At 71.2% G+C, this 21,896-nt stretch carries 17 protein-coding genes; 9 read left to right on the forward strand and 8 right to left on the reverse strand.

What is annotated here, in order from left to right; genetic code table 11:
• Positions 1–93 precede the first annotated feature (93 nt).
• A complete protein-coding gene (locus V1633_RS09255; protein ID WP_407951984.1) occupies positions 94–2,154 on the forward strand; it encodes an acyl-CoA dehydrogenase family protein in 2,061 nt (686 codons plus the stop codon).
• Positions 2,155–2,211: 57 nt separating this feature from the next.
• Here V1633_RS09255 and V1633_RS09260 read toward each other — a convergent pair whose 3' ends face one another.
• Together V1633_RS09260 and V1633_RS09265 are read right to left on the reverse strand one after the other, a co-directional pair.
• The gene (locus tag V1633_RS09260; protein ID WP_331213765.1) at positions 2,212–2,403 is read right to left on the reverse strand and encodes a hypothetical protein; all 192 of its coding nucleotides are present in this window, start codon (positions 2,401–2,403) and stop codon (positions 2,212–2,214) included.
• 187 nt (positions 2,404–2,590) lie between these two features.
• Positions 2,591–3,607, reverse strand: a complete 1,017-nt coding sequence (locus V1633_RS09265; protein ID WP_331213766.1) for an aldo/keto reductase — start codon at positions 3,605–3,607, stop codon at positions 2,591–2,593.
• Positions 3,608–4,592: 985 nt separating this feature from the next.
• Here V1633_RS09265 and V1633_RS09270 point away from each other — a divergent pair.
• From V1633_RS09270 to argJ, 8 genes are all read left to right on the forward strand, one after another.
• Positions 4,593–5,180: a GNAT family N-acetyltransferase gene (locus tag V1633_RS09270; RefSeq protein ID WP_331213767.1), complete on the forward strand. Its 588-nt coding sequence runs from the start codon at positions 4,593–4,595 to the stop codon at positions 5,178–5,180.
• 146 nt (positions 5,181–5,326) lie between these two features.
• On the forward strand, positions 5,327–6,766 hold the full coding sequence (gene argH, locus V1633_RS09275) for an argininosuccinate lyase (RefSeq protein ID WP_331213768.1): 1,440 nt from the start codon (positions 5,327–5,329) through the stop codon (positions 6,764–6,766).
• Between the two features lie 34 nt (positions 6,767–6,800).
• Complete coding sequence (locus V1633_RS09280; protein WP_331213769.1) at positions 6,801–8,027, forward strand: argininosuccinate synthase; 1,227 nt, start codon at positions 6,801–6,803, stop codon at positions 8,025–8,027.
• On the forward strand, positions 8,024–9,253 hold the full coding sequence (locus V1633_RS09285; protein ID WP_331213770.1) for an MFS transporter: 1,230 nt from the start codon (positions 8,024–8,026) through the stop codon (positions 9,251–9,253). The genes V1633_RS09280 and V1633_RS09285 overlap by 4 nt, the downstream gene beginning before the upstream one ends.
• 9 nt (positions 9,254–9,262) lie before the next feature.
• Positions 9,263–10,489: a GNAT family N-acetyltransferase gene (locus V1633_RS09290; RefSeq protein WP_331213771.1), complete on the forward strand. Its 1,227-nt coding sequence runs from the start codon at positions 9,263–9,265 to the stop codon at positions 10,487–10,489.
• Positions 10,486–11,748 (forward strand): ATP-grasp domain-containing protein, encoded by a 1,263-nt coding sequence (locus tag V1633_RS09295; RefSeq protein WP_331213772.1) that lies wholly within the window; start codon positions 10,486–10,488, stop codon positions 11,746–11,748. The genes V1633_RS09290 and V1633_RS09295 overlap by 4 nt, the downstream gene beginning before the upstream one ends.
• Positions 11,745–12,989, forward strand: a complete 1,245-nt coding sequence (locus tag V1633_RS09300) for an MFS transporter (protein ID WP_331213773.1) — start codon at positions 11,745–11,747, stop codon at positions 12,987–12,989. The genes V1633_RS09295 and V1633_RS09300 overlap by 4 nt, the downstream gene beginning before the upstream one ends.
• 57 nt (positions 12,990–13,046) lie before the next feature.
• A complete protein-coding gene (gene argJ, locus V1633_RS09305; RefSeq protein ID WP_331213774.1) occupies positions 13,047–14,201 on the forward strand; it encodes a bifunctional glutamate N-acetyltransferase/amino-acid acetyltransferase ArgJ in 1,155 nt (384 codons plus the stop codon).
• A 3-nt stretch (positions 14,202–14,204) separates the two neighbouring features.
• Here argJ and V1633_RS09310 read toward each other — a convergent pair whose 3' ends face one another.
• From V1633_RS09310 to V1633_RS09335, 6 genes are read right to left on the reverse strand one after another with little or no spacing between them, the layout of a single operon-like run.
• A complete protein-coding gene (locus V1633_RS09310; RefSeq protein WP_331213775.1) occupies positions 14,205–15,596 on the reverse strand; it encodes a B12-binding domain-containing radical SAM protein in 1,392 nt (463 codons plus the stop codon).
• Positions 15,597–15,612: 16 nt separating this feature from the next.
• Positions 15,613–16,713, reverse strand: a complete 1,101-nt coding sequence (locus V1633_RS09315; RefSeq protein ID WP_331213776.1) for an AMP-binding protein — start codon at positions 16,711–16,713, stop codon at positions 15,613–15,615.
• Positions 16,686–18,182, reverse strand: coding sequence for an aldehyde dehydrogenase family protein (locus V1633_RS09320; RefSeq protein WP_331213777.1), 1,497 nt, complete (start codon positions 18,180–18,182; stop codon positions 16,686–16,688). The genes V1633_RS09315 and V1633_RS09320 overlap by 28 nt, the downstream gene beginning before the upstream one ends.
• Complete coding sequence (locus tag V1633_RS09325) at positions 18,172–19,050, reverse strand: NRDE family protein (protein ID WP_331213778.1); 879 nt, start codon at positions 19,048–19,050, stop codon at positions 18,172–18,174. The genes V1633_RS09320 and V1633_RS09325 overlap by 11 nt, the downstream gene beginning before the upstream one ends.
• Entirely contained in the window at positions 19,050–20,489 is a 1,440-nt protein-coding gene (locus V1633_RS09330) for an asparagine synthase C-terminal domain-containing protein (protein ID WP_331213779.1), read from the reverse strand. Before V1633_RS09330 ends, V1633_RS09325 begins: the two co-directional genes overlap by 1 nt.
• A gap of 3 nt (positions 20,490–20,492) precedes the next feature.
• On the reverse strand, positions 20,493–21,272 hold the full coding sequence (locus tag V1633_RS09335; protein ID WP_331213780.1) for an enoyl-CoA hydratase/isomerase family protein: 780 nt from the start codon (positions 21,270–21,272) through the stop codon (positions 20,493–20,495).
• Between the last annotated feature and the right edge of the window lie 624 nt (positions 21,273–21,896).

A 21,896-nucleotide genomic window follows, 5' to 3' on the forward strand; every position in this document is an offset into this window, starting at 1 on the left:
GCTTTGTCCTTACTGGTTGTAGGCGTTAACAGGGGGCCCCTCCTCGACAAAAACCGATAACAGGGGCCCTTCCTCACACGTCAGGGGGTTGCCGTGACCACGACTCAGCACAACACGTCGGCGGCGGGTGAATCCGACGGCGTCGGGTCACCGCCCGGCGGAGCCGGTTCGCTCGCTGACGGGGTCGGTCCGATGCCCAAGGAGGTCGGCTCGTCACCCCAGGAGGGCGGCCAGGTCTCCGAGCGCGAGGCCCGACAGGTCGCCGAGGCGGCCCGGGAGTCGGAGTGGCGCAAGCCGAGCTTCGGCAAGGAACTGTTCCTCGGCCGGTTCCGGCTCGACCTGATCGAGCCCTGGCCCCGACCCGACCCGGAGCGGACGGCGAAGGCCGAGGAGTTCCTCGGCCGGCTCGACGCGTACTGCCGCTCCGAGGTGGACGGTGCGGCCATCGAGCGGGACGCCCGGATCCCCGACGAGGTGTTCCAGGGACTGGCCCGGCTCGGCGCCTTCGGCATGAAGATCGACGAGAGGTACGGCGGCCTCGGGCTGTCGAACCTGCACTACTGCCGGGCGTTGATGCTGGCCGGTTCGGTGAGCCCGGCGATCGGCGCGCTGCTCTCCGCGCACCAGTCGATCGGGGTGCCGCAGCCGCTGAAGATGTTCGGCAACGAGGAGCAGAAGCAGCGCTTCCTGCCCCGGCTCGCCGCCGGCGAGGTGTCGGCGTTCCTGCTCACCGAACCCGACGTCGGCTCCGACCCGGCCCGGCTCGGCAGTACGGCCGAGCCGACCGAGGACGGCACCGGCTACCGGCTCAACGGCGTCAAGCTCTGGGCCACCAACGGTACGGTGGCGAACCTGCTGGTCGTGATGGCCCGGGTGCCGAAGACGGCGGACCGGCGTGGCGGGATCACCGCGTTTGTCGTCGAGGCCGACACGCCGGGGATCACCGTCGAGCGGCGCAACGCCTTCCTCGGACTGCGCGGGCTGGAGAACAGCGTCACCCGCTTCGACGACGTGTTCGTACCCGTCGAGAACGTCATCGGCGGCGAGGGGCGGGGTCTGCGGATCGCGTTGAGCACGCTGAACACCGGGCGTCTCTCGCTGCCCGCGATGTGTGTCGGTGCCGGCAAGTGGGCGCTGAACGTGGCCCGGGAATGGGCCGCCGAACGGGTCCAGTGGGGCCGGCCGGTCGGCGAACACGAGGCGGTGGCCGGCAAACTCGCGTTCATGGCCGCGACGACGTACGGCATGGAGACCATGCTCGACCTCTGCTGCCTGCTCGCCGACGACGACACCAACGACATCCGGATCGAGGCGGCGCTGGTCAAGCTCTACGCCAGCGAGATGGCCTGGCGGATCGCGGACGACCTGGTCCAGATCCGGGGCGGACGCGGTTACGAGACCGCCGACTCGCTGGCCGCCCGTGGCGAACGTCCGGTCGCGGTCGAGCAGTTGCTGCGTGACCTGCGGATCAACCGGATCTTCGAGGGCTCCACCGAGATCATGCACCTGCTGATCGCCCGGGAGGCGGTCGACGCGCACCTCTCGGTGGCCGGCGACATCATCGACCCTGACGCCGAACTGGGCCGCAAGGTCCGGGCCGGGGCGAAGGCCGGCGCCTTCTACGCGAAGTGGCTACCGACCCTCGCGGTCGGTCGCGGCCAGAACCCCACCGGGTACGCCGGGTACGGCGTGCTCGCCGGCCACCTGCGGCAGGTCGAGCGGGCCTCTCGCAAACTGGCCCGGTCCACCTTCTACGCGATGTCCCGCTGGCAGGGAAAGATGGAACGCAAGCAGGCGTTCCTGGGCCGGATCGTCGACATCGGTGCCGAGCTGTTCGCGATGTCGGCGGTCTGCGTACGGGCACACGCCGAGCGTGACGTCCGGCCGGAGGGCGTCGAGCTGGCCGACCTGTTCTGCCGGCAGGCCGAGGTACGGGTCGCGGCCCTGTTCCGGGCCCTGTGGGAGAACACCGATCCGGTCGACGGTACGGCGGCGAAGCGCATCCTCGCCGGCCGGTACGCCTTCCTGGAGGACGGGATCGTCACCCCGTCCGGTGACCAGCCCTGGGTGACCACCTGGCAGCCCGGCCCGTCGGAGACCGAGGACGTCCGCCGCCGGATTCCGCCCGCCGAGCCGGCGGCCGGTTCCGCCTGACCCGCCGGGTACCGGGCAGGGGCCGACCTCCGCTTCGCCGGAAGTCGGCCCCTGCGGTCAGTCCCGTCGCCGGAGGAGGGCGACGGAGACGGTTGCCGCGAGGACGCCGGCCGCCGCCCCTATCATCGCGCTTCCGACGCCGACACCGAGGTCGACCGTGGTCACCAGCACGAACCAGGCGACCAGGAGCAGGAGTCCGATCACCAGGGTCACGACCACCGGTGACCGCCGTTGCCGTTGTTCCCTCATCCGCACCGTCCCTTCTCCCACGGTGCTCGATACGTTTCCAGGACCAGGCCGAGCGAATCCCCTCCGGAGACGCGACCTCGTTCTCCGAGTGCTGGTCGTGGTCCGGTCTTCCCGGTGTCGGCCGTGGCGGCGCCGCGACACCGGCCGTCCGCCGGACGGACGGGCCGGCTGGCCCGGCGCCGGTCCGTCACCAGAGCCAGAAGTCCTTCGGGGCGGTGAGCGGGGCCAGGGTCTCCCACAGTTCCTCGGGGATGTCCCAGGTGGCGAGTCGGGCGGTCTCGGCGATCCGCTCCGGGCGGGAGACGCCGACGATGGTGGAGGTGATCCGCGGGTCGCGGAGCGAGAACTGCAGCGCCGCCGCGGCCAGCGGTACGCCGTGCAGTGCACACGCCTCCTCCATCGCCCGGATCCGGCGCAGCACCTCCGGGTCGGCCTGCCGGTAGGCGTACTTGGTGAAGTGGGCCGGGCCCTTGGCCAGGATGCCGCTGCCGAAGGGCGCTCCGTTGACCACGCCGACGCCGAGCGACACCGCCTCGTCGAGCAGGTCGCAGGCCGAGCGGTCCACCAGGGTCCACCGGTTGTGCGTGATCAGCGCGGAGAAGTGTCCGGTGCGTAGGTACTCCGCCATCAGCGCCACCGGCCCGCCGGCCACCCCGAGCTGCCCGACGATTCCCTCGCGTTGCAGCTCCAGCAGTGTCTCCACCGGTCCGCCCGGCGCCATTCCCGCCGCGAAGCTGATGTTCTCGGGGTCGTGCAGGTAGACCAGCGGCAGGTGGTCCAGGCCGAGTCGTGCCAGGCTCTCCTCGGCGGAGCGGCGTACCTGGTCGCCGGAGAAGTCGCCGGTGGCGAAGTTCCGGTCGACCTTGGTCGCCAGGACAAAACCCTCCGGCACGCCACCGATCCGGGCCAGCGCGGCGCCGATCCGTCGTTCACTCTCCCCGTCGCTGTAGCCGGCGGCGGTGTCGAGGAAGTTGAACGGTCCGGTGAGCGCGGCGAGCGCGGTCTCGGTGCCGCGTTCGGCGCTGACGTCGTACCCGAAGAGGTCGGGCATGCTGCCCAGCGGACCGCCGCCGACGCAGATCGGGGTCACCGGCAGTCCGGTGGAGCCGAGCGGTCGACGGAGGAATTCCTCGGTCGGATGGCCGTCCCGGGTCGCCGGTTGTCCCGGGCCGCCGGTCTGTCGATCACGGTTCGTTTCGGTCACGGGCTGATTCTGCCGCCAGCGGCGGGAAGGCCCGGCGGCGGTCGGACCGTACCGGCCCAGGTCGGTGGCGGATGCGGTGGATCGCCCGGCGGCCCGGCCGGGGAACCGGTCGTGACGGGCGGGCGTCGGCTGACCCGGGTAGGCCATGACCAGCGGTCGAAACAACTCCGCCGCAAAAAATAAACAATGTTGTTCCGGAGATACAGAAACTGTTTCGGTGATGTCCCTTCCGGCTGCCTCAACCGGGGCTGTGATCAGTGTTGTCCAGGAAGTCTTCAGGTGTTTCGCAGCCGATTGGGCCGTCCTGTCGATGGTCGGACCGGACGCGGAATGATCGCTAAACCTCCATCTCAGTTGCCGGGACGGGGGCTGTGCGGGAGATTGCGGCCACGTAACATCGACGACAGATGATCGGCGTTGACGCGGTGAGGTATCCCAGACCGTATGTCGGCCGACGGCTCATGCTGTCGCATGATCACTTCCGGGGCCATTCCAGCATTGTGGCTGGAAGCAGGATTCCTTTGTGTGACTCACCCGGGGCGACCGGGTGTCGGCCGTCGGTGCGCGCCGACGACGGGGATTTGCTGAAACGGGGGACGAGGCATGATGTGGAGACACCCACCCCTCCCCGCGCAGGGCGCTCGGGTGAGTTCGCCGGGTGCGGCGGGGGGATCACCCAGATAACGGAGAACGCCGGTTAGGGCGTGCCTGTCGAGCTGGGCGACCTGTCGTCACCTCGACCGGTGCGGAAGATCGCGTTCGCACAGATCCGGGCCCGACCCATGGTGCTCCTGTCACATGCTGCCTACGGCCGTACGGCCCTGGGTGGCGAATCGTGAGCGTCGTGCGGGCCGCCGCCTGTCCACAGTGATGGGTCACCGACCGCTCAGCGCCCTTCGGTGGCGTGCTGCGGAGCCCACGGAAACCGCCGACCGCCAATGTGAGCGACGTCGGCACCACGGGAGCGTCTATCAGGAGGAGGACCATGTCCGATCAACGCGGTACCGGCGGACGGGGTGCCATGCTGCTGCGACAGCGTGCCGCAGAGGTGCAGCGACGGCCCCTGACCTCGGACGAGGCGGCACTGATGACGACGGAAATCGGACGCGCCCCGAACATCACGGGCTACAGTCGGCGGGAGTGGACCGGCGGGCGTGACACCTTCGTACTGGTCGGGCTGGACGGCGGAGAGGTCATCGGTGCCACCCTGGTCCACCAACTGGCTGGCAACTGGAGCGAGATAGCGGTGGTGTACGTCCGTGAGGAGTTCCGCGGACAGGGCTTCGGAAAATTCATGCTGCAGGCGGTGCTGCGGACGCTCAAGGTCGACGGCCGGCGCAAAATCCTCTTCTTCTCGGACGCGGTGATGGAGAAGCTCGTCCGAGACTGCGGCTTCCGCATCTTCACCGAGGAGGACGAATTCGTCGGTGGACGTGCCGGTCGCTGGCTCTTCCTCAAGGTTGTTTACAAGGTGCAGTGGTTGTGGAGCGTCTACCGGATCCGCGAATTGCGTCGGAAGACCCGTGAACTCGGCAGTGAGTTCAAATTCCAGATCGCGGTGCTGAATCCCTGACGGCATCCCGGACGCGGTGGGTGACAACCGCCGCTCCGCGAGCACTGTTCCCATAGAGCCAATCTCGGCCCTGCGGTCCGTCGGGCCGCAGGCGCCGCGTGGTGCCGAGAGGGTTCACCGGCGTGGAATCGACGACAAGGCAGGACATGACAACAGATCAGACGACCGTGCGACAGACCCAGGATGCCAACCCGTTGTGGGGTGGCCGGTTCCACCAAGGGGCGAGTTCGCTGCTGGAGGAAATAAACTCGTCGGTTCATTTCGATTGGCGGCTCGCCCGCCAGGACATCACCGGCTCCATCGCACACGCCGAGATGCTCGGTGCCCGGGGCGTGATCGACCCGACCGAGGCCACGGAGATCATCGACGGATTGCGCAAGATCGAGGCCGAGATCGCGAGCGGCGACTTCCGGTTCGACCCCGCGCTGGAAGACGTGCACATGAACATCGAGGCACGGCTCCGGGAGCTGATCGGACCGACCGCCGGCCGGCTGCACACCGGCCGGTCCCGCAACGACCAGGTGGCGGTCGACACGAAGATGTGGGTACGGGACGCCATCGACCGGCTCGACGGCCTGCTGCACCGGACGATCGAGGCCGTCGTCGACAAGGCACTGGCCCACCACGCCGACGTCATGCCGGGCTTCACACACCTGCAGTGCGCGCAGCCGGTCACCATCGGGCACCACCTGCTGGCCTACGGCGAGATGTTCCTGCGTGACCGGGACCGGTTGCGGGAGGCCCGCCAGCGGCTCGACGAGTCGCCGCTGGGCGCCGCCGCCCTCGCCGGTACGAGTCACCCGATCGACCCCGCCATGACGGCCCGGGCACTCGGTTTCGAACGCGCGACGCGGAATTCCCTGGACGCCGTCTCCGACCGGGACTTCATCCTCGACTACCTCGCGGCCGGCGCGATCCTGGCGGTGCACGTCTCCCGGCTCGGCGAGGAGCTGGTGCTCTGGAGCACCCCCCAGTTCGCCTTCATCGACCTGCCGGAAGACCTCTCCGCCGGGTCGTCGATCATGCCGCAGAAACGTAACCCGGACACCGCCGAACTGATGCGGGCCAAAGCCGGCCGGGTCTTCGGCAACCTCACCGCCGTACTGACCGTCATGAAGGGCCTTCCGCTCGCGTACAGCCGCGACATGCAGGAGGACAAGGAGGCTCTCTTCGACTCCGCGGACACGCTCGAGGTCTGCGTCCGGGCGACCACCGCGATGATCGAGGGAATCACCTTCCGGCCGGCCAAGACGGCGCTCGACGCCGAACTGGGCAACGCCGTCGCCACCGATCTCGCGGACTGGCTGGTGAACGCCCGACAGGTGCCGTTCCGGGAGTCGCACCTCGTCGTCGGCGGACTGGTCAAGTTCCTCGAGGTCCAGGGCAAGGAGCTGAAGGACGTCACACCCGACGTGGTGAGCGCGTACGACCCGCGGTTCGCCGGCCTGCCGGCCGAGTTCCTCTCCGTCCAGCACGCGGTCCAACGCCGCGACTCCCCGGGCGGTCCGGCACCCGCCCTGGTCCGCGAGGCGGCCCTGGCCATGCGTGACCGCAACGACCGGATCTCGCCGGTCCGGTCATCCTGACTCCCCGGCACACCGAGACGACAAGGACGAACTCATGGCTGCTTCTCCCCGACGCGTGGTCCTCGCCTACTCCGGCGGAGTGGACACCACCGCCTGCATCCCCTACCTCCGACACGAGATGGGCTGCGAGTACATCGTGGCGATGACCGCCGATCTCGGCCAGGGCGACGAACTGGAGCCCGTACGCGAGAAGGCCCTCAAGGCTGGCGCGGACGTCGCCGTGGTGGTCGACGCCAAGGAACGGTTCGTGCGGGAGTTCGGCTTCCCCGCGGTGGCCGCCAACGCCGTCTACGACGGCCAGTACCCGCTCTCGTCGGCCCTCGGCCGGCCGCTGATCGCCGACCTCCTCGTCGGCCTCGCCCACGAGTACGACTGCGACGCCGTCGCCCACGGGTGCACCGGCAAGGGGAACGACCAGGTCCGGCTCGACCTCGCCGTGGCCCTGCTGGACCCCCGGCTGGCCATCCTGGCGCCGGCCCGGCGGTGGGGGTTCAGCCGGGCGGAGACGATCGCCTACTCGGAGAACTTCGGCATCGCCCCGCACGTGTCGAAGGAGAAGCCCTGGGCGATCGACCTCAACATCCTCGGCCGCAACGTCGAGGCGGGCCTGATCGAGGACCTGAGCTGGGAGCCCACCGAGGAGGTGTGGGCCCTCACCCAGTCCGCCGAGGCGGCGCCGGCTGTCCCCGAGTACGTGACGATCGGCTTCGTGGCGGGAGTCCCGGTCAGTCTGGACGGCGAGCCGTGCGCACCGCTCGACCTGGTGGCCCGGCTGAACGAGCTCGGCGGCCGGCACGGCGTCGGTCGGGTCGACATGATCGAGAACCGGGTCGTCGGTCTGAAGTCACGGGAGCTGTACGAGGCTCCCGCGCTGACCCTGCTGCTCCAGGCGCACCGCGAACTGGAGAACCTGGTCCTGCCGGCCGACGTCCTCACCCACAAGGCACCGATCGAGCAGGCGTACGCCAAGCAGGTCTACGACGGGCTCTGGTTCGGCCCGCTCCGGCAGGCACTCGACGGCTTCGTCGGATCGCTCCAGCAGTACGTCACCGGCGACATCAGGCTGAAGCTCTACAAGGGTGTCTCGACCGTGGTGGGACGGAGCGCGCCGAAGTCGATGTACCGGTACGACCTCGTCACGTACGGCCCCGAGTCCGCGTTCAACCAGGACAGCGCGGAGGGCTTCATCGACATCTTCGGTCTGCCCAGCCGGGTCTGGGCGCGTAACCACGGCATGGTGCCGGAACCGGAGCTGGCATGACGGTCCCCTCCGGCGCCGAGCGGGGATCCCCGGGCCGGCCGGCGTCCGCCGCGCCGCCCGGCACGGGGGCGGCGATCGTACCCATCATCATCAGCGGGGTCTTCGGGATCACGCTGGGCATCAGCTACCCACTGCTCGCGATGATGCTGGAGCGGCAGGGGGTCTCCGAGACGGTGATGGGCGTCAACGGTGCGATGACCCCGCTCGGCATGGTGCTGGCCGCGCCGCTGGTGCCGCCCATGGTGCGGCTGCTCGGGCCGTGGCGGGTCATGGTGGCCGCCACGGTCGGGGTGTCGGTGCTCCTGGTGGCCGTGGGGCTCACCGAGAGCCTGTGGTTGTGGTTCCCGCTCCGCTTCGTGCTCGGCATCTGCACCGTGGCGCTGTTCATCCTCAGCGAGACCTGGATCGGCGCGATCGCCGGCGCGTCGAACCGTGGGCAACTGCTCACCGCGTACACCTCGGTGCTGGCCCTGGGTTTCTCGGTCGGTCCCGCCGTGCTGGCGGTCTCGGACGGCTCGGTCACGGCGGGACTGCTGGTCGCCGTCGCCAGTCCGGTCCTCGCCCTGGTCCCGCTCTGGTGGGCCCGGGACCGGGTGCCGCAGATGCTCGTCGACGGCGGCATCCCGCTGCGTCCCCTGGCCAGGGCGCTGTCCGTGCTGCTGGTCGCGGTGCTGGCGGTCTCCGTCTTCGACAGCGTCACCCTCCAGTTCCTTCCGATGTACGGCACACAGTCCGGGCTCTCCACCGCGCTGGCGGCGCTCTCCCTCACGGTGCTGCTGATCGGCCAGGTGGTCTTCCAGTACCCGCTCGGCTGGTTCGCCGACCGGCTGGGTGCCCGCTCCGCCCTGATGGTCTCGCTCGTCGCCGGCGGTGTCGGCGCGCTTCTCCTGCCCGCCGCCGTCAGCAACGGGTTCTGGTACTGGCCGCTGGTGGCGGTCTGGGGCGGCGCGGCGTTCGCCGGCTACCCCCTGGTACTCGCCATTCTCGGCGAGAGCCTGCCCGGGGAGAGTCTGCTGCTCGGCAACACCGCGTTCGCGATCGTCTGGGGGGTCGGCGGCGTGATCGGTCCGCCGTACGTGGGTGCGGCCATGGACTGGCTCGGCGCCTCCGGGCTGCCCTGGTCGCTGGCGGCGCTGTGGGCGGTCGCGCTCGGCGTCACCATCGTCGGGCTGCGACGGGGGATCCGGTCCGGGCAGCGCGGGGCAGCCGATGTCGTACGGCTGTAGCGTCCGGGCGTGGGACGTGCCGGGGCCGGGACGTTGACGTCGGGCGTGGGGCGCGGGTCGGTACACCGCCGGGTTGACCTGCCCACGGCCGGTGCCCGGGTGGGTGCCGGCGGGCAGACCCGGTCCGGCGGGCACGAGGCCGGGCTTCCCGCCGGGTGGGACGCGCTGGCCGGGCCGGACGACCTCTTCCTCACCCGGCGCTGGTTGCGGGTGGTCGAGGAGGGCCTCACCGCACCGCTGCGGTATCTCTGGCTGGACCGGGCCGGGCAGGTCGTCGCCGCGGTGCCGGCGGTGCTGGCCACGGTGGACGTGCCATGGGTCCTCAGCCGGCCCGACGTGATCCTCCACAACAGCCTCGCCGCCGGCCTGCCGGACGCCGCCGGGTTCCTCGCCGGCCTGCCGGGCGCCGCCGGCCCGCCGGATCCCGCCGACTCCGGCTGGTCGGCGACGGGCGCGCTGATGCCCGGCCTGGTGGCCGGTGGCCGACACCTCGGCCACACCCGGATGCTGTCCGGCCCGGCCACCACCGCCGCCGACCTGGACCGGCTGCTGGCCGCCCTGGAACAGCTCGCCACCGGGTGGCGGGCGGCGTCGGTGGCGTTTCCGTATCTCGACGACCGCGACGACACGCTCGGCGGCGTGCTGCGCGGCCGTGGCTACCGCTCCTTCGTGTCCGGCCGCTACAGCACCCTGACCGTGCCGGCGGACGGGTTTCCCGGATACCTCGCCGCGCTGCCCCGCAAGCGTCGGGTCTCCGTCGCCGCGGAACGGCGTCGGATCCGGTCGGCGGGTGTGGTGCTCACCACGCGTCCCCTCGCGGACGTGGACCTGGCCGTACTCGCCCGGCTGGAGGTCGCCCTGCTGCGCAAACACGGCATCGACTGGGACCCGGATCGCGGAGCCGCCATCCTGGCCGCCGTCGCCGAGTCCTTCGGGCAGCACGCGTTCGTGGTGCAGGCGTACGCCGACGGCGGTCTCCGGGGGTTCGTGCTGGTCCTCGCGCACGCAGACCAGTGGTACTGCCGGCAGGCCGGCTTCGACTACCCCTACCAGCGCCGGACCCGGTTGCCCCTCTACTTCGAACTGCTCTTCTACCACCTGGTGGCGGAGGCGGCCGGTGCCGGAGTCACCACCATCCACTACGGGCTCGGCAGCACCGAGGCCAAGCGGTCCCGGGGCTGCCACGTCACCGACCAGCGCTGCTGGCTCCGAACCCTGCCCGGGGTGCCCGGATGACCGGGCAGACCGGGGACGGCTGCTTCGCGGTGGTGGAGACGAGCCTGTCCGACTTCGGATTCGCGCCGCTGGCCGCCGCCCGCGCACTCGGACTCCGTACCGTCTTCGTCACCGCCGACCCGAACCGCTACACCGGCTCGCCCGCTCTCTCCCGGGCTTTCGCCGAACACGTCACCGAGGTCCGGCAGGCCGACACCGCCGACCCCGGCGCGGTCCTGCGCAGCATCGCCGACCTGGCCCCCGACCTGCGCGGCGTCTTCTCCCTGACCGACTACAACGTCCACGTCGCGGCCCGCGTCGCCCAGGAGTTGCACCTTCCCGGGCTCGACCCGACGGCGGCGGCGACCGCCCGGGACAAACTGGCGACCCGGCGCGCCTGTGCGGCGGCGGGTGTGGCGGCGCCACGGTTCCAGTGGGTACGGACACCGGAGGAGACGCCGGACGCCGTCGCGCGGGTCGGTCTGCCCTGTGTCGTCAAACCGCTGACCGAGGCGGGCAGCGTCGGCGTGACACTGTGCCGTACGGAGCGCGAGGCGGTGGAGCGGGTACGGGCGACAATCGGGGTGACGACCGACTACCGGGGTCGGCCGCGCCCGCCCGGGGCGTTGGTCGAGGAGTATCTCGTCGGATACGAGACCAGCGTGGAGACGGTCACGGTCGACGGCCACCACCTCGTGGTCGGGGTCACCGACAAACTCCTCGGCCCGCACCCGTACTTCGTGGAACTCGGGGAGACCTTTCCCTCGCTGCTGCCGCCCGATGTGACGCGGCTCTGCGTCGGGCTGGCCACCGAGGCGTTGCGGGCGGTCGGGCACGACTTCGGGGCGGCCCACGTGGAAGTCAAGATCACCTCGGACGGGCCGAAGCTGGTGGAGGTGAACCCCCGTGTCGCGGGCGCCCAGATCACCCGGCTGATCCGCGAGAGCACCGGACTCGACCTGCCGGCCGAACTCGTCCGGCAGCACATCGGACTGGCACCGGTGCTGGGTACCGGGCCGGTGCGCGGCGCGGCCTCGCGGTACCTGACCGCGCCCGGACCCGGCCGGCTGCGGGCGGTGCACGGCGTGTCCCTGGCACGCCGGCTGCCGGGCCTGGCCGCCCTGGTCGTCGACGTCGAGCCGGGTGCCCGGCTGGCCCCACCCCGCAGCAACGTCGACCTGTTGGGATATCTGGTGGCCGTCGGTACGACCGCGGCGGAGGCGGCGCGTCGGGCGGACAGCGCCGTCGGCCAGTTGAGTTTCGAGATCGATCCCGGGTGAACCGACTCCGCCGATCCGGTCGACCAGCCGTGCTGGCCCGGGGGCCCGGAGTGATCCGGTACGGCGCGGCGGGACTGTTGAACGCCCTCGGCACCGGCGTCTTCTACCCGTACGCCCTGCTGGTCTTCCAGGAGGTGGCCCGGCTGCCGCTGCGTACCGTCGGGATCGTCCTCACCGTCGCCGCGTTCGCGGCGCTGCCGGCGATGTCGCTGGTCGGCCGGGCGGTGGACCGGGCCGGTCCGCGTACGGTGCTGGTCGTGGCGTCGCTGAGCCGGGCCGCCGCCTTCGTCGGGTACGTGGCGTTGCCGGGCGTGCTGCCCTTCCTGCTGATCAGTGTGCTGGTCGCGATCGCGAACCGGGCGGAGCAGGTGGCGTCACCGGCGCTCGCCGTCGCGCTGGCGCCGGACGGTCAGGCGGGACGCTGGCTCGCGCTGTCCCGGGCGGTGTTCAACGCCGGTATCGGCGGGGGAGCGCTGATCGCCAGCGCCTTCGTCGGCCACGGGCGGACCGGCTTCCTGGTGCTCACCCTCGCCAACGCGGTGAGTTTCCTGGCCACCGCGCTCCTGCACGGGTCGCTACCCGCCGGGAGATCCTCGGCGGAGTCCGGTACGGCCGACGGGCACCGCAAACCCGACCCGCCGTGGCGTACCCCGCGATTCCTGCGGGTCAGCCTGATCACCGCGACGCTGTGGGCGGTGGCGCTCGCGGTCGAGGCCGCCCTGCCGGTGGTGGTGATCGTGCAACTCGGGCAGCCGGCGTGGGTGGCCGGGACGCTCTTCGCCGTCAACACCGCACTGCTCGCGCTCTGTCACGTACCGGTGGGTGCCGCGCTGACCCGCCACGACCCCTGGCGGGTGCTGGCCGTCGGTGCGCTGCTGCACGGCACCCTCGCGGTGGCCTTCCTCGTGGTCGAGCGGTACGCCGTGGCGCTGCTCCTGGTGCTGCTGCTGGTCGGCATGGTCGGCTACACCCTCGGGGAACTGGTCGCCGCACAGGCCGGGCTCGTCCTGCTCACCGAACTGCCGCCGCCCGCCCGACGTGGCCGGCACCTCGCGTTCCACCAGATGCTCGTCGGCGCCGCGGGGGCGCTGGTCCCGGTTGTCGTCACCGCGCTGCTGGCCCGCTGGCCGGCCGTGCTGTGGTGGGGGGTGCTCGCGCTGTCCGCGCTGGCCGCCGGCTCGGCGCGGACCGTACGCGGCACGACGCGTCAAGCGCCGCCTGGCCGGACATCCGCCGGGTAAGCTGCCTATCCGTTGCATGCAGTCATCGATGCTTCTCGTTCTCAGGGGTGGTCGCCAATGCAGGTTCCTTCGCCGCAGGGTTTCCGTACCTACCTGGCGAACGTCGGCCTGAAGGACTCGGCCGACGACTTCATGGTGCTGGTGTCGGAGGTGCCGGCGTCGTGCAGCGCGGTCTTCACCCGGTCCCGCTTCGTCGGGCCGAGCGTGCTGCTCAGCCGGGAGGCCGCGAAGGGTGGCACGGCGCGGGGTGTCGTGGTGCTCGCCCGCAACGCCAACGTGGCCACCGGGCGGCAGGGCCTGGCCAACGCCGAGGAGGTCCGGCGGATCGTCGCCGACGCGGTCGGCCTCACCGAGACCGACCTTCTCATCGCCTCCACCGGCGTGATCGGCCGGCAGTACCCGATGGCCGAGCTCCGGCACCGGCTGGCGGAACTCAGCTGGCCGTTCCCGGCCGCCGACCTGGCCGGCGCGGCCCGGGCGATCATGACCACCGACACCCGTCCGAAGGTCGTCAGTGCGCGCTGCGGCGCGGCCACACTGGTCGGCATCGCCAAGGGGGTCGGCATGATCGAGCCGGACATGGCGACCATGCTGGCTTTCTTCTGTACGGACGCCCAGTTGGCCCCCGACGAGCTGGACGAGGCGTTCCGGAACGTCGTGGCCCGGACCTTCAACGCGGTGAGCATCGACACCGACACCTCGACCAGCGACACCGCGGCCATCTTCGCCAACGGGCTGGCCGGCCCGGTGGACCGGGCCGAGTTCACCGACGCGTTGTACGACGTCGCGCTCCAACTGGTCCGGGCCATCGCCCGGGACGGCGAGGGTGCGAGCAAGCTGATCGAGGTACGGGTGTCCGGCGCCCGGGACGACGCGCAGGCCAAGCGGGTCGGTAAGACCATCGTCAACTCGCCGCTGGTGAAGACGGCGGTGCACGGCGCCGACCCCAACTGGGGCCGGGTCGCGATGGCGATCGGCAAGTGCCAGGACGACCTCGACATCGTGCCGGAGCGGGTCAGCATCGCGTTCGGCGGCACCGAGCTGTATCCGAGCGAGCCGAGCGCGGAGACGCTGCACCGGCTCGCCGACTACCTCTCCGGCGACGAGGTGCTGATCGAGGTCGGACTCGGCATCGCCGACGGCTCGTTCACGGTGTACGGCTGCGATCTCACCGAGGGGTACGTCCGGCTGAACGCCGACTACACCACCTGACCGTCACACCGCCGCGGTGACCGGGTCAGCCGGATCCGGGAAGCCCAGGTGACCGTTCCGGACCGTCTGCACCATCCGGCCGAAGGCGTCGTCGGTGGAGAAGTAGAAGACCGCCGGATCGCCTCCGCTGCCGCCGGCCCGTGCACTGGCGCCGAGCAGTACGTCCGCCAGGCGCTGGTAGAACCGGGCCGGCGCCAGCCGCGTCGGGAACAGGGTGTGGTAGCAGTCGAACAGTTCCGGGTCGTCGCTGATGAGTTCCTGCCGCACCTCGTCGTACAGGTCGGTGCCGGGAAGAGGGGTCAGGACGGAGAAGCTCGGCATGTCCACGGCCAGCTCGTCGACCGTCCGGGCGAGCCGGTCGAAGTCCTCCTCGCCCCAGGACGGGCGCACGATGAAGTTCGCCCGTACCTTGACCCCCAACTCCCGGAACAGGCGCAACGCCTGCCGGGTCTGCCGCGCGGTGGTGCCCTTCTGGTACCCGGTCAGCTCGTCGTCGGCCGTCGACTCGGCGCCGATCAGCACCGAGTCCAGCCCGACCTCGGCCCAGCGGGTGATGACGTCCGGGCGGCGCAGCGCCGTGTCGGTCCGGACGTACATGTGGTACCGCTTGCGCAACCCGGCCGCCTCGATGGCGTCGGCCAGTTCACCCATCCGCTCCGGCTGGATGAACGCCTCGTCGTCGACGACGTACACGTTGGCCTGGTCGATCTGCTGGAGTTCGCCGACCACCCGCTCGGCCTCCTTGACCAGGTAGCGCCGGTCCGTCATCCGCCACAGCGAGCAGAAGTGGCAGCGGTACGGACACCCCGCGCTGAACCTGGCCAGGGCCACCGGGCGGTAGATGGAGTGGAAGTACGAGCCCCGGTGCCGGGCGAGCAGTGTCCGGTCCGGGGCGGGCAGCTCGTTGAGGGTCGCCGGCGCGGGCTTGGTCACCCGGCGCAGCGCGGCCCGGGCCTGGTACGGGGCCAGACCGATCACCGGCTCGACCGGTCGTCCGGCCTCCACCGCCGCGATCAGCCGGCGCAGCGGCTCGGCACCCTCGCCGGCCACCACGTAGTCGGCCGCGAACCCGTCCAGCCACTCGGTCGAGACCGTCGGATGGTGGCCGCCGATCACCACCGGCACCTGCGGCCAGAGCCGCTTGACCTCCCGGGTGACCTCCCGGGCCACGGTGACGTTGGTCGTGTACGGGACGGCGACCCCGACCAGGTCCGGCGGTTCGGCGGTCGCGGCGTACTCGGCCAGCGGGGGATCGAGCCGCAGGTCGTGGATCGTCACGTCGTGGTGTCCGCGCAGCGCGCCGGCAAGGTACTCCAACGGCAGCGGTTCGCAGCAGCTCAGCGCGTCGCTGAGCACCGCCCGTGGGTTGCGGGGCCAGACGAGCAGGATGCGCATGGTTGCCTCCCGGAGGTCAGTAGACGCCTTCGACGCGTCCCAGCTCGGTGAATTCGGGGCTGTACGGATCGCCGATCCACGGCCACGGGAACTCCTCGGCGGCCGCGCCGTACGGACGTACCCGGCGTGCCCGGTCGCGTTCGAGGAAGCCGGGAATGAGCTGGTCGTCGGTGAGCCGCCAGACGCGTACCCGCCCCTGCGCCCCGTACGGGACCTCGTCGCCGTTGTCGTCGACGAGGTCCAGCAGCAGGTGCGGGGAGCTGGGTACGTACACCACCCGGTGCTCGTCCGCCGGCTCGAACGGCTTCTGCCAGCTGATGCCGGTGGTCGACGTGCCGTACATGCCGACAACCGGAACGCCCGGGAAGACCGACTCGCGCAGGATCCGGTGGCTCTCCGGTTCCATGGTGGTACCGGCGTGCACGATCGCGCGGACGCCGCCGAGCAGCGCCGGGTCCAGGTATTCCGGCAGCATCTCGAGCAGTCGGGAGGTGCAGAACAGCACCCCGACGTCCTGGCTGCGGACGACCGCCTCCACCTGGTCCCAGATGTGCCGCAGGTAGCGGTCCGAGGCGGCGGTCATCCCCTCCTCGCCGTAGATCTTCACGATCCGAGGGTCGAGGTCGATGGAGAAGCACCGCCCGCCACGCCGTTCGGCGAAGTTGACCACGAGCCGGCCGGTCGTGTGTGGACCCATCGGCCCCACGAACAGCCAGTTCCGTCCGCGCGGCACGCCGTGCCGGTCAAGGAAGTGATCCGAGCAGTCAAGGACCGCGCGCCAGTAGGTGCTGCCCCAGGTGCCGTGTTTCGGCGCGCCGGTGGTGCCGCCGGTCTGGGACGCCCAGAGGAACCGTTCGCTCTCGCGTACGTCGCGGGGCACGAAGTCCTCGACCGGGCGACGACGGGTCGCCTCCTCGTACCTCTCCTGGTCGGTGGCGTCGCGCAGGCCCACCAGCCGTACCGCGTCGGCCAGCCCGGAAACCTTCTCGTACGCGGTCGACCCGAGGGCCCGGTCGCGTTCCAGCCAGAATTGTGACCCGGTCCGGGGATCGAGGTGCCGACGGACGATCCGGACCACGTCGTCGTCGGTTACCGGGCGGAGGGGATGCGACGGCACAACTGCTCCTTGTCGACTCGGGCTTCCGGAACGGGAAGCAGCGCCTTCTTCTGGAAGAGAAAATCCGCGAGGTACCCCTCCTGGGGGTCCTCGGGCTGGTAGCCACGGTCGAACAGGGCACCGGAGAAGACCTTGGTGATGGTGGGTTCGGCGGCCAGGGCCGCGACGACCTCGGCGTCCTCACCGACGACCGAGACGATGAGCGAGTGGGCGCAGGCTTGGCCGAGCCGGGACCGTTCGACCGGCGCCACGGCGGTGAACGGGAACGGCAGTTCGGTGCGGAACAGCGGGGAGTCCGCGGTGGTGAGCAGCACGGTCGGCCTCAGGTAGGGCACCCCGTCGAGTTCGATCCGCAGCGGCTGCCCGGTCACCTCGGCGGTGACGTCCACCGCGCCACCCGCGACCTCCCGTTCGACCATCCGAACCAGCGCCTCGAACTCGGTCCGGTCGGGGAACGCGGGCACCCGGGCGGCCGGTTCCGTCAACGGCCGGGCGGGGTACCGGGCGAACGCCTCGGCGAGTCGGCGGGCTGCCCGGACCGGATCACCGGTGACCGCCAGGGCGCTCATGTTGGTGCAGAGTCGTCCCGACCCCTGGAAGGCCAGCCGGGCCAACCTGGTCCACACCTCGGCGCCGGGATCCTCGTCGCCGAGGACGACCTTGCTGCGGCCGAAGTGGTACGTCTTCAGCCGCGCCGGATCGTGCTGCGGCGGTGCGTGCTCGCCGGGCCAGACGACCTGGTCCGCGAGCCGTACCCAGGTGCTGGCGTCGCCGTGCACCAGCGACACCGCCCCGTCGGGCAGGCCGGCCTCGTACAGCGCGGCGACGAAGATGCCGGCCGTGAACGGGTCCCGGTCGGAGGTGTTGACCAGCACCGGGCGCCGGGCCGCCAACACCTGCAGCCATTCGATCATGATCGTCGGGAAGTTGGCCGGGACCCGCACCATGCAGGTGCGACCGGTCGGCAGCCAGCGCCAGGGCGCCCCGCAGTCACCGGTCCGGTACGCCGCCAGGTCACCGTTTGGCGCCTGCGCCGCCATGATCTGCTCGATCCGGCGCAGGTGCCCGACCACCGCCGCGATGCCACGCAGCACCCGGGTCTCCGGCAGGCCGGTCGCACGGGACAGCCGACGCGCCGGGTCGGTGAGCCGTCCGTCGGCGAGCCAGCGGGCGACGATCTCCGCCGCGCGGTGGAAGTGGGCGAACCAGGCCGACTCCTCGACGCTGCTCAGCAGCGGGGCCACCTGCCGGGCCCGCTCCACCATCTCGTGCTGCATGAGCCGGCCGGCCTGCGCGACGTGGGCGACCAACCGGCCGTCGCAGCCCGTCAACGGCACGGTACGGGTGCGGTCCACCCGACGGCTGCCGATCCAGACCGGGACGGTGGTCGGCTCCGGGTCGCTGCGGCCGCCCGGCGTGCCGGCGACGTCGCGGGAACCGGGGGCGGCGGGTACGGGGTCATCGGGCATGACGGTCTCCTCCGGGGCGCCGCCGACGGCGCGACTCGCGCGGCCGGCGTGGGTCTCCGTCGAGGGCGGGGGACCGCCCGGTCGGGTCGGTACGGCCGGTCGGGGCGGCCGGCCGTCCAGGGCCGGACTCGTACCAGCTGTCCTGGCGGAACGGCTCACCGGTGAAGTCGTGGCGGACGCCCCCCGGGCCGAGGGCCACCAGCGAGGCCGAGGTCGAGCCGTAGCGCCGGCCGTCGAGTTGACGCCGCTGCAGCAGGCTCCTCGGATCGCCCACGCCGACCCCGCCCGCGGCGAGCAGGTCCAGCCAGTCACCCCAGGCGTCCGCGGTGCCGGTACCCGGCGCGGGTGCCGGCGACGGGGTAGCCGCCAGCAGCGCGCGTACGTGCGGTACGCGGGGCGGTTCGGCGACGTCCAGACCGTGGAAACTCAGGGTGTGGTCGCCCGGTTCGACCCGGTGTCGAACGAGCCGCTCGGTGTCCCAACCCCAGACGGTGGCCTGTGCCGGTTCGGCCAGCAGCAGGTGGAATCCCCGGGTACCGGTCAGCTCACCGCTGTCCAACGGGGTGCCGGGCACCAACGCCCGCAGCGGCAGCCGGCCCCGGGTCTGCCCGCCGCCAGCGTCGCACCCGTCGTTGCCGGGGCCGGGCTCGTCACCGTTGACCAGGACCGCGACGGCGGGCCGGGCCGGGTCGACCGCGAGCCAGGTGCCGCCGGCGGTCTCGTCGAGTGGACCGTGCAGGTGCCGGTACGGTCCGTCCCAGTGCCGACCGGGCGGTCGCCAGGACCGGTCGAGGAACTCGTCCCGTACGGCGCACAGCAGCACCGGCCAGGCTCGGCCGGGACTGAACCGGAACAGTACGGTGCACATCAGACCGCTTCCGTGACCGGCGCCCGGGCGGCGGCCCCGGCCCGTTGCCGCAGCAGGGTTCCGGCCGGTGCGTGGTCCACGCCGGCGAGCGGGTCGGTCCGCAGTTCGTCGACGATCGACCGGAAGCACTCCCGGTACGCCTCGACCTTTCCCGGCCGGCCGCCGAAGAGACGGTCGAGCCCGGCCTGCAACCCGCCGCCGTGGTGCACCGCGATCTTCTGCCGCCAGGCGACCGATTCGGGGACCAGACGGGCCATCGCCGCCCGGAAGTACGCCTTGTCCCGGCCGGCCCGGGCCGGATCCGTCCCGGTGCGTCCGAGCTTGCAGTCCGGGTGTACCGCCAGCCCGATTCGCAGCACCTCCGGATGCCAGTACGGGTGCACCAGCTGTTTGCCGCGGGCGACCGCGGCCATCGGGCTGAACTCGCCGCTGTACCGGGTTTCGTCGATCCCGTCGGCGACGGCGGCGACGAGTGCGTCGGTGTCGGTCGTCGCCGGGGGTAGGCCGAGGTTGATCAGGTCGTTCCCGTAACCGGTGAGCACCAGATCGGGCGTGATGACGCCACGGCGCAGCAGGGCCACCGCGGTGACGGCGATGTCGACCTTGTCGCTGTGCGCGGTGCCCAGCAGGCGGATGGTCTCCGGGATCGCCGCCAGCAGTTCGTCGGTGTCGAGGTCGACCAGTACGTGTTCGATGCCCAGGTACCGGGCCAGCTCCGCCGCCTCGGTGTGTTCGTTGCCCCAGGGGCTGCCCGCGCTGTACGCCACGACGGGCAGCCCGGCCCGCCGGGCCAGCGTGGTGACCGCCCCGGAGTCGATGCCGCCGGAGAGCAGCGTGGCGACCGGGCGACCAGCGGCGGCGCCGGTGACGGCGGCGGCGAGTGCCTGGACGAACGCCTCGCCGGCGGCGGCCGGTTCGACCAGGTCCACTCCGTGCGCCGCGTCCAGCGGATCGGGCCGCTGCTCGGTGGCGAGCGCCCAGCCACGGCCGGTGCGGCGGACCACGGTCACCGATCCGGGATCGAGCCGGGTGACGCCGTGACAGGGGGTCGCGCCCTCCCGGGACAGCAGGTCCGGGCGGCCTGGGTCGTCCGGGAGATTCCACCGGGCGCGGGCGGCGGCCGCCACGAACATGTCGGAGCAGACCAGCAGCCGACCTCGGAACCGGTCTTTGACCAGGTAGAGCGGGACCTCGTTCATCGGCGCGACGTCAACGACGAACCGGTCGTCGCCGACCTCCACCCTGGTGGTGGGCCGGTCGGCGCGGACCCCCGGTGCTGCTCCGAGTCCGGCGTGCCAGGTCAGGCCGGTGCCGGCGGGGCTGACCGGCGTGGTCGCGTAGACCTGTGGTGAGCCGGGCGGGGTGGCTATCCGGGCCACCTCGAATCCGGGGACGGGGGCGGTCGCCGCCAGGAACCAGGCGGACGTCGGCGACGGCACCGCTCAGGCCTTTCCGATGATCCGACGCATACGCTCCCGCGCCTCGCCGGCCGCGAACGCCTGGCGGTGAGCGATCTTGCCCTCGACGCGGATCCGTTCCAGGCCGGCCAGACAGGGCTGGTTGATCCGGGGTCGGGTGGCGCGTACCGCCGTCGGGGTGTACGAGGCGATTGCCCGGGCCCGGGCCAGGGCGTGGTCGAGCAGTTCGTCTGGCCCCACCACCTCGTGCACCAGCCGGTCGTCCAGGGCGCGTTCGGCGTCCCACGGCTCGCAGGTGAACAGCATCCGCTGCATGACGCTGCGCCCGACGACCGTCTCGAGCAGGTAACCGCCGAAGGTGCAGGCGATCCCGATTTTGAATTCGGGCATGATCAGCTGTGCCCGCGAACTGCCGATGCGGTAGTCGCAGCAGAGCATGATCTGTAGCCCGACTCCGATGGCGTACCCGTCGACCGCCGCCACGACCGGTTTGGAGATACCGGCGAGTGTGGCGTACAGATCGGTGATGTCGTCGATCCAGTCGTCCACCTCGTCTCCGCCGTCGAACTCGGACACCTCGTGGAAGTCGCCGCCGGCGCCGAATGAACGCCCCGGCCCGCCGTAGAGAACCACGCAGTTGACCTCGTCGTCATTGTCGAGGGTGCGAAGCAACTGACGCAGTTCCCGCATCCGGGCCCGGCTGAACGGGTTCTGCTCGTGCGCCTCGGAGAACTCCAGCAGGGCGATTCGTCCCGGCAGTGCCCGGTGGACGATTGTTCGGTGCGTGACTGAGGCCGAGCTCATTGAGCGGTCCCTCCAAATTGTCGGCTGGTGGTGAGCCGGCGGGCGTCCGGAGGTGGCTAGCCTCGGACAGCCCGCGCCGCTGGTGGCGTGGGCAGGTCATCGACCCTGGCTCCGCGGTCCGTCGATCTCGGCGCGCCGAATTGAGGCATGCGTCGAGAGCCGGTACGACGCGGATCTGACACCGTCAGCGTCGACGGTAAGGATGAGATTCCGTCGACGTCGACGGAATTGATGGCCGCCTGTCCGCGTTCGCGTCGGATCGACGGCGCGGATGGAATGGCGGCGAGTGCCGCGCTCGGAGTGGAATGTCACGTGACCGGTGACGATCCACTGCCCCCGTTCGGTCTCCTCCCCGGATGAAGACGTTTCTCGCGGGACGGGGAGCCAACCCCGTATCCGCGCCGATAATACCGCGCCCGAGTGCTGGTCCGGGGTGCCGTTTGATGGTCCACTGTGGTCAGCTGATCCGCGATAGCGCAGTTCATGGCGGAGGTGATCGTGGGGAAAGAGTGCTCGACGTATCCCATAATCCGGGAGTCAATCGGTGGGTGGCGCAATCCGGTGCGCTGATCACAATGACGGTGATCAGGGGCGCCACTCCCGACTGTCCCTTACGACATACTA

It is taken from the genome of Plantactinospora sonchi, from assembly GCF_036422035.1.
GTDB classification, from domain to species: Bacteria; Actinomycetota; Actinomycetes; order Mycobacteriales; family Micromonosporaceae; genus Plantactinospora; species Plantactinospora sonchi.

What these genes read in the sequence shown, in the direction of transcription:
- V1633_RS09260 (WP_331213765.1), bottom strand. Translation starts at nt 2,403, where the DNA reads ATGAGGGAACAACGGCAACGGCGGTCACCGGTGGTCGTGACCCTGGTG.
- V1633_RS09270 (WP_331213767.1), top strand. Translation starts at nt 4,593, where the DNA reads ATGTCCGATCAACGCGGTACCGGCGGACGGGGTGCCATGCTGCTGCGA.
- argH (WP_331213768.1), top strand. Translation starts at nt 5,327, where the DNA reads ATGACAACAGATCAGACGACCGTGCGACAGACCCAGGATGCCAACCCG.
- V1633_RS09280 (WP_331213769.1), top strand. Translation starts at nt 6,801, where the DNA reads ATGGCTGCTTCTCCCCGACGCGTGGTCCTCGCCTACTCCGGCGGAGTG.
- V1633_RS09285 (WP_331213770.1), top strand. Translation starts at nt 8,024, where the DNA reads ATGACGGTCCCCTCCGGCGCCGAGCGGGGATCCCCGGGCCGGCCGGCG.
- V1633_RS09295 (WP_331213772.1), top strand. Translation starts at nt 10,486, where the DNA reads ATGACCGGGCAGACCGGGGACGGCTGCTTCGCGGTGGTGGAGACGAGC.
- argJ (WP_331213774.1), top strand. Translation starts at nt 13,047, where the DNA reads ATGCAGGTTCCTTCGCCGCAGGGTTTCCGTACCTACCTGGCGAACGTC.
- V1633_RS09310 (WP_331213775.1), bottom strand. Translation starts at nt 15,596, where the DNA reads ATGCGCATCCTGCTCGTCTGGCCCCGCAACCCACGGGCGGTGCTCAGC.
- V1633_RS09320 (WP_331213777.1), bottom strand. Translation starts at nt 18,182, where the DNA reads ATGCCCGATGACCCCGTACCCGCCGCCCCCGGTTCCCGCGACGTCGCC.
- V1633_RS09325 (WP_331213778.1), bottom strand. Translation starts at nt 19,050, where the DNA reads ATGTGCACCGTACTGTTCCGGTTCAGTCCCGGCCGAGCCTGGCCGGTG.
- V1633_RS09335 (WP_331213780.1), bottom strand. Translation starts at nt 21,272, where the DNA reads ATGAGCTCGGCCTCAGTCACGCACCGAACAATCGTCCACCGGGCACTG.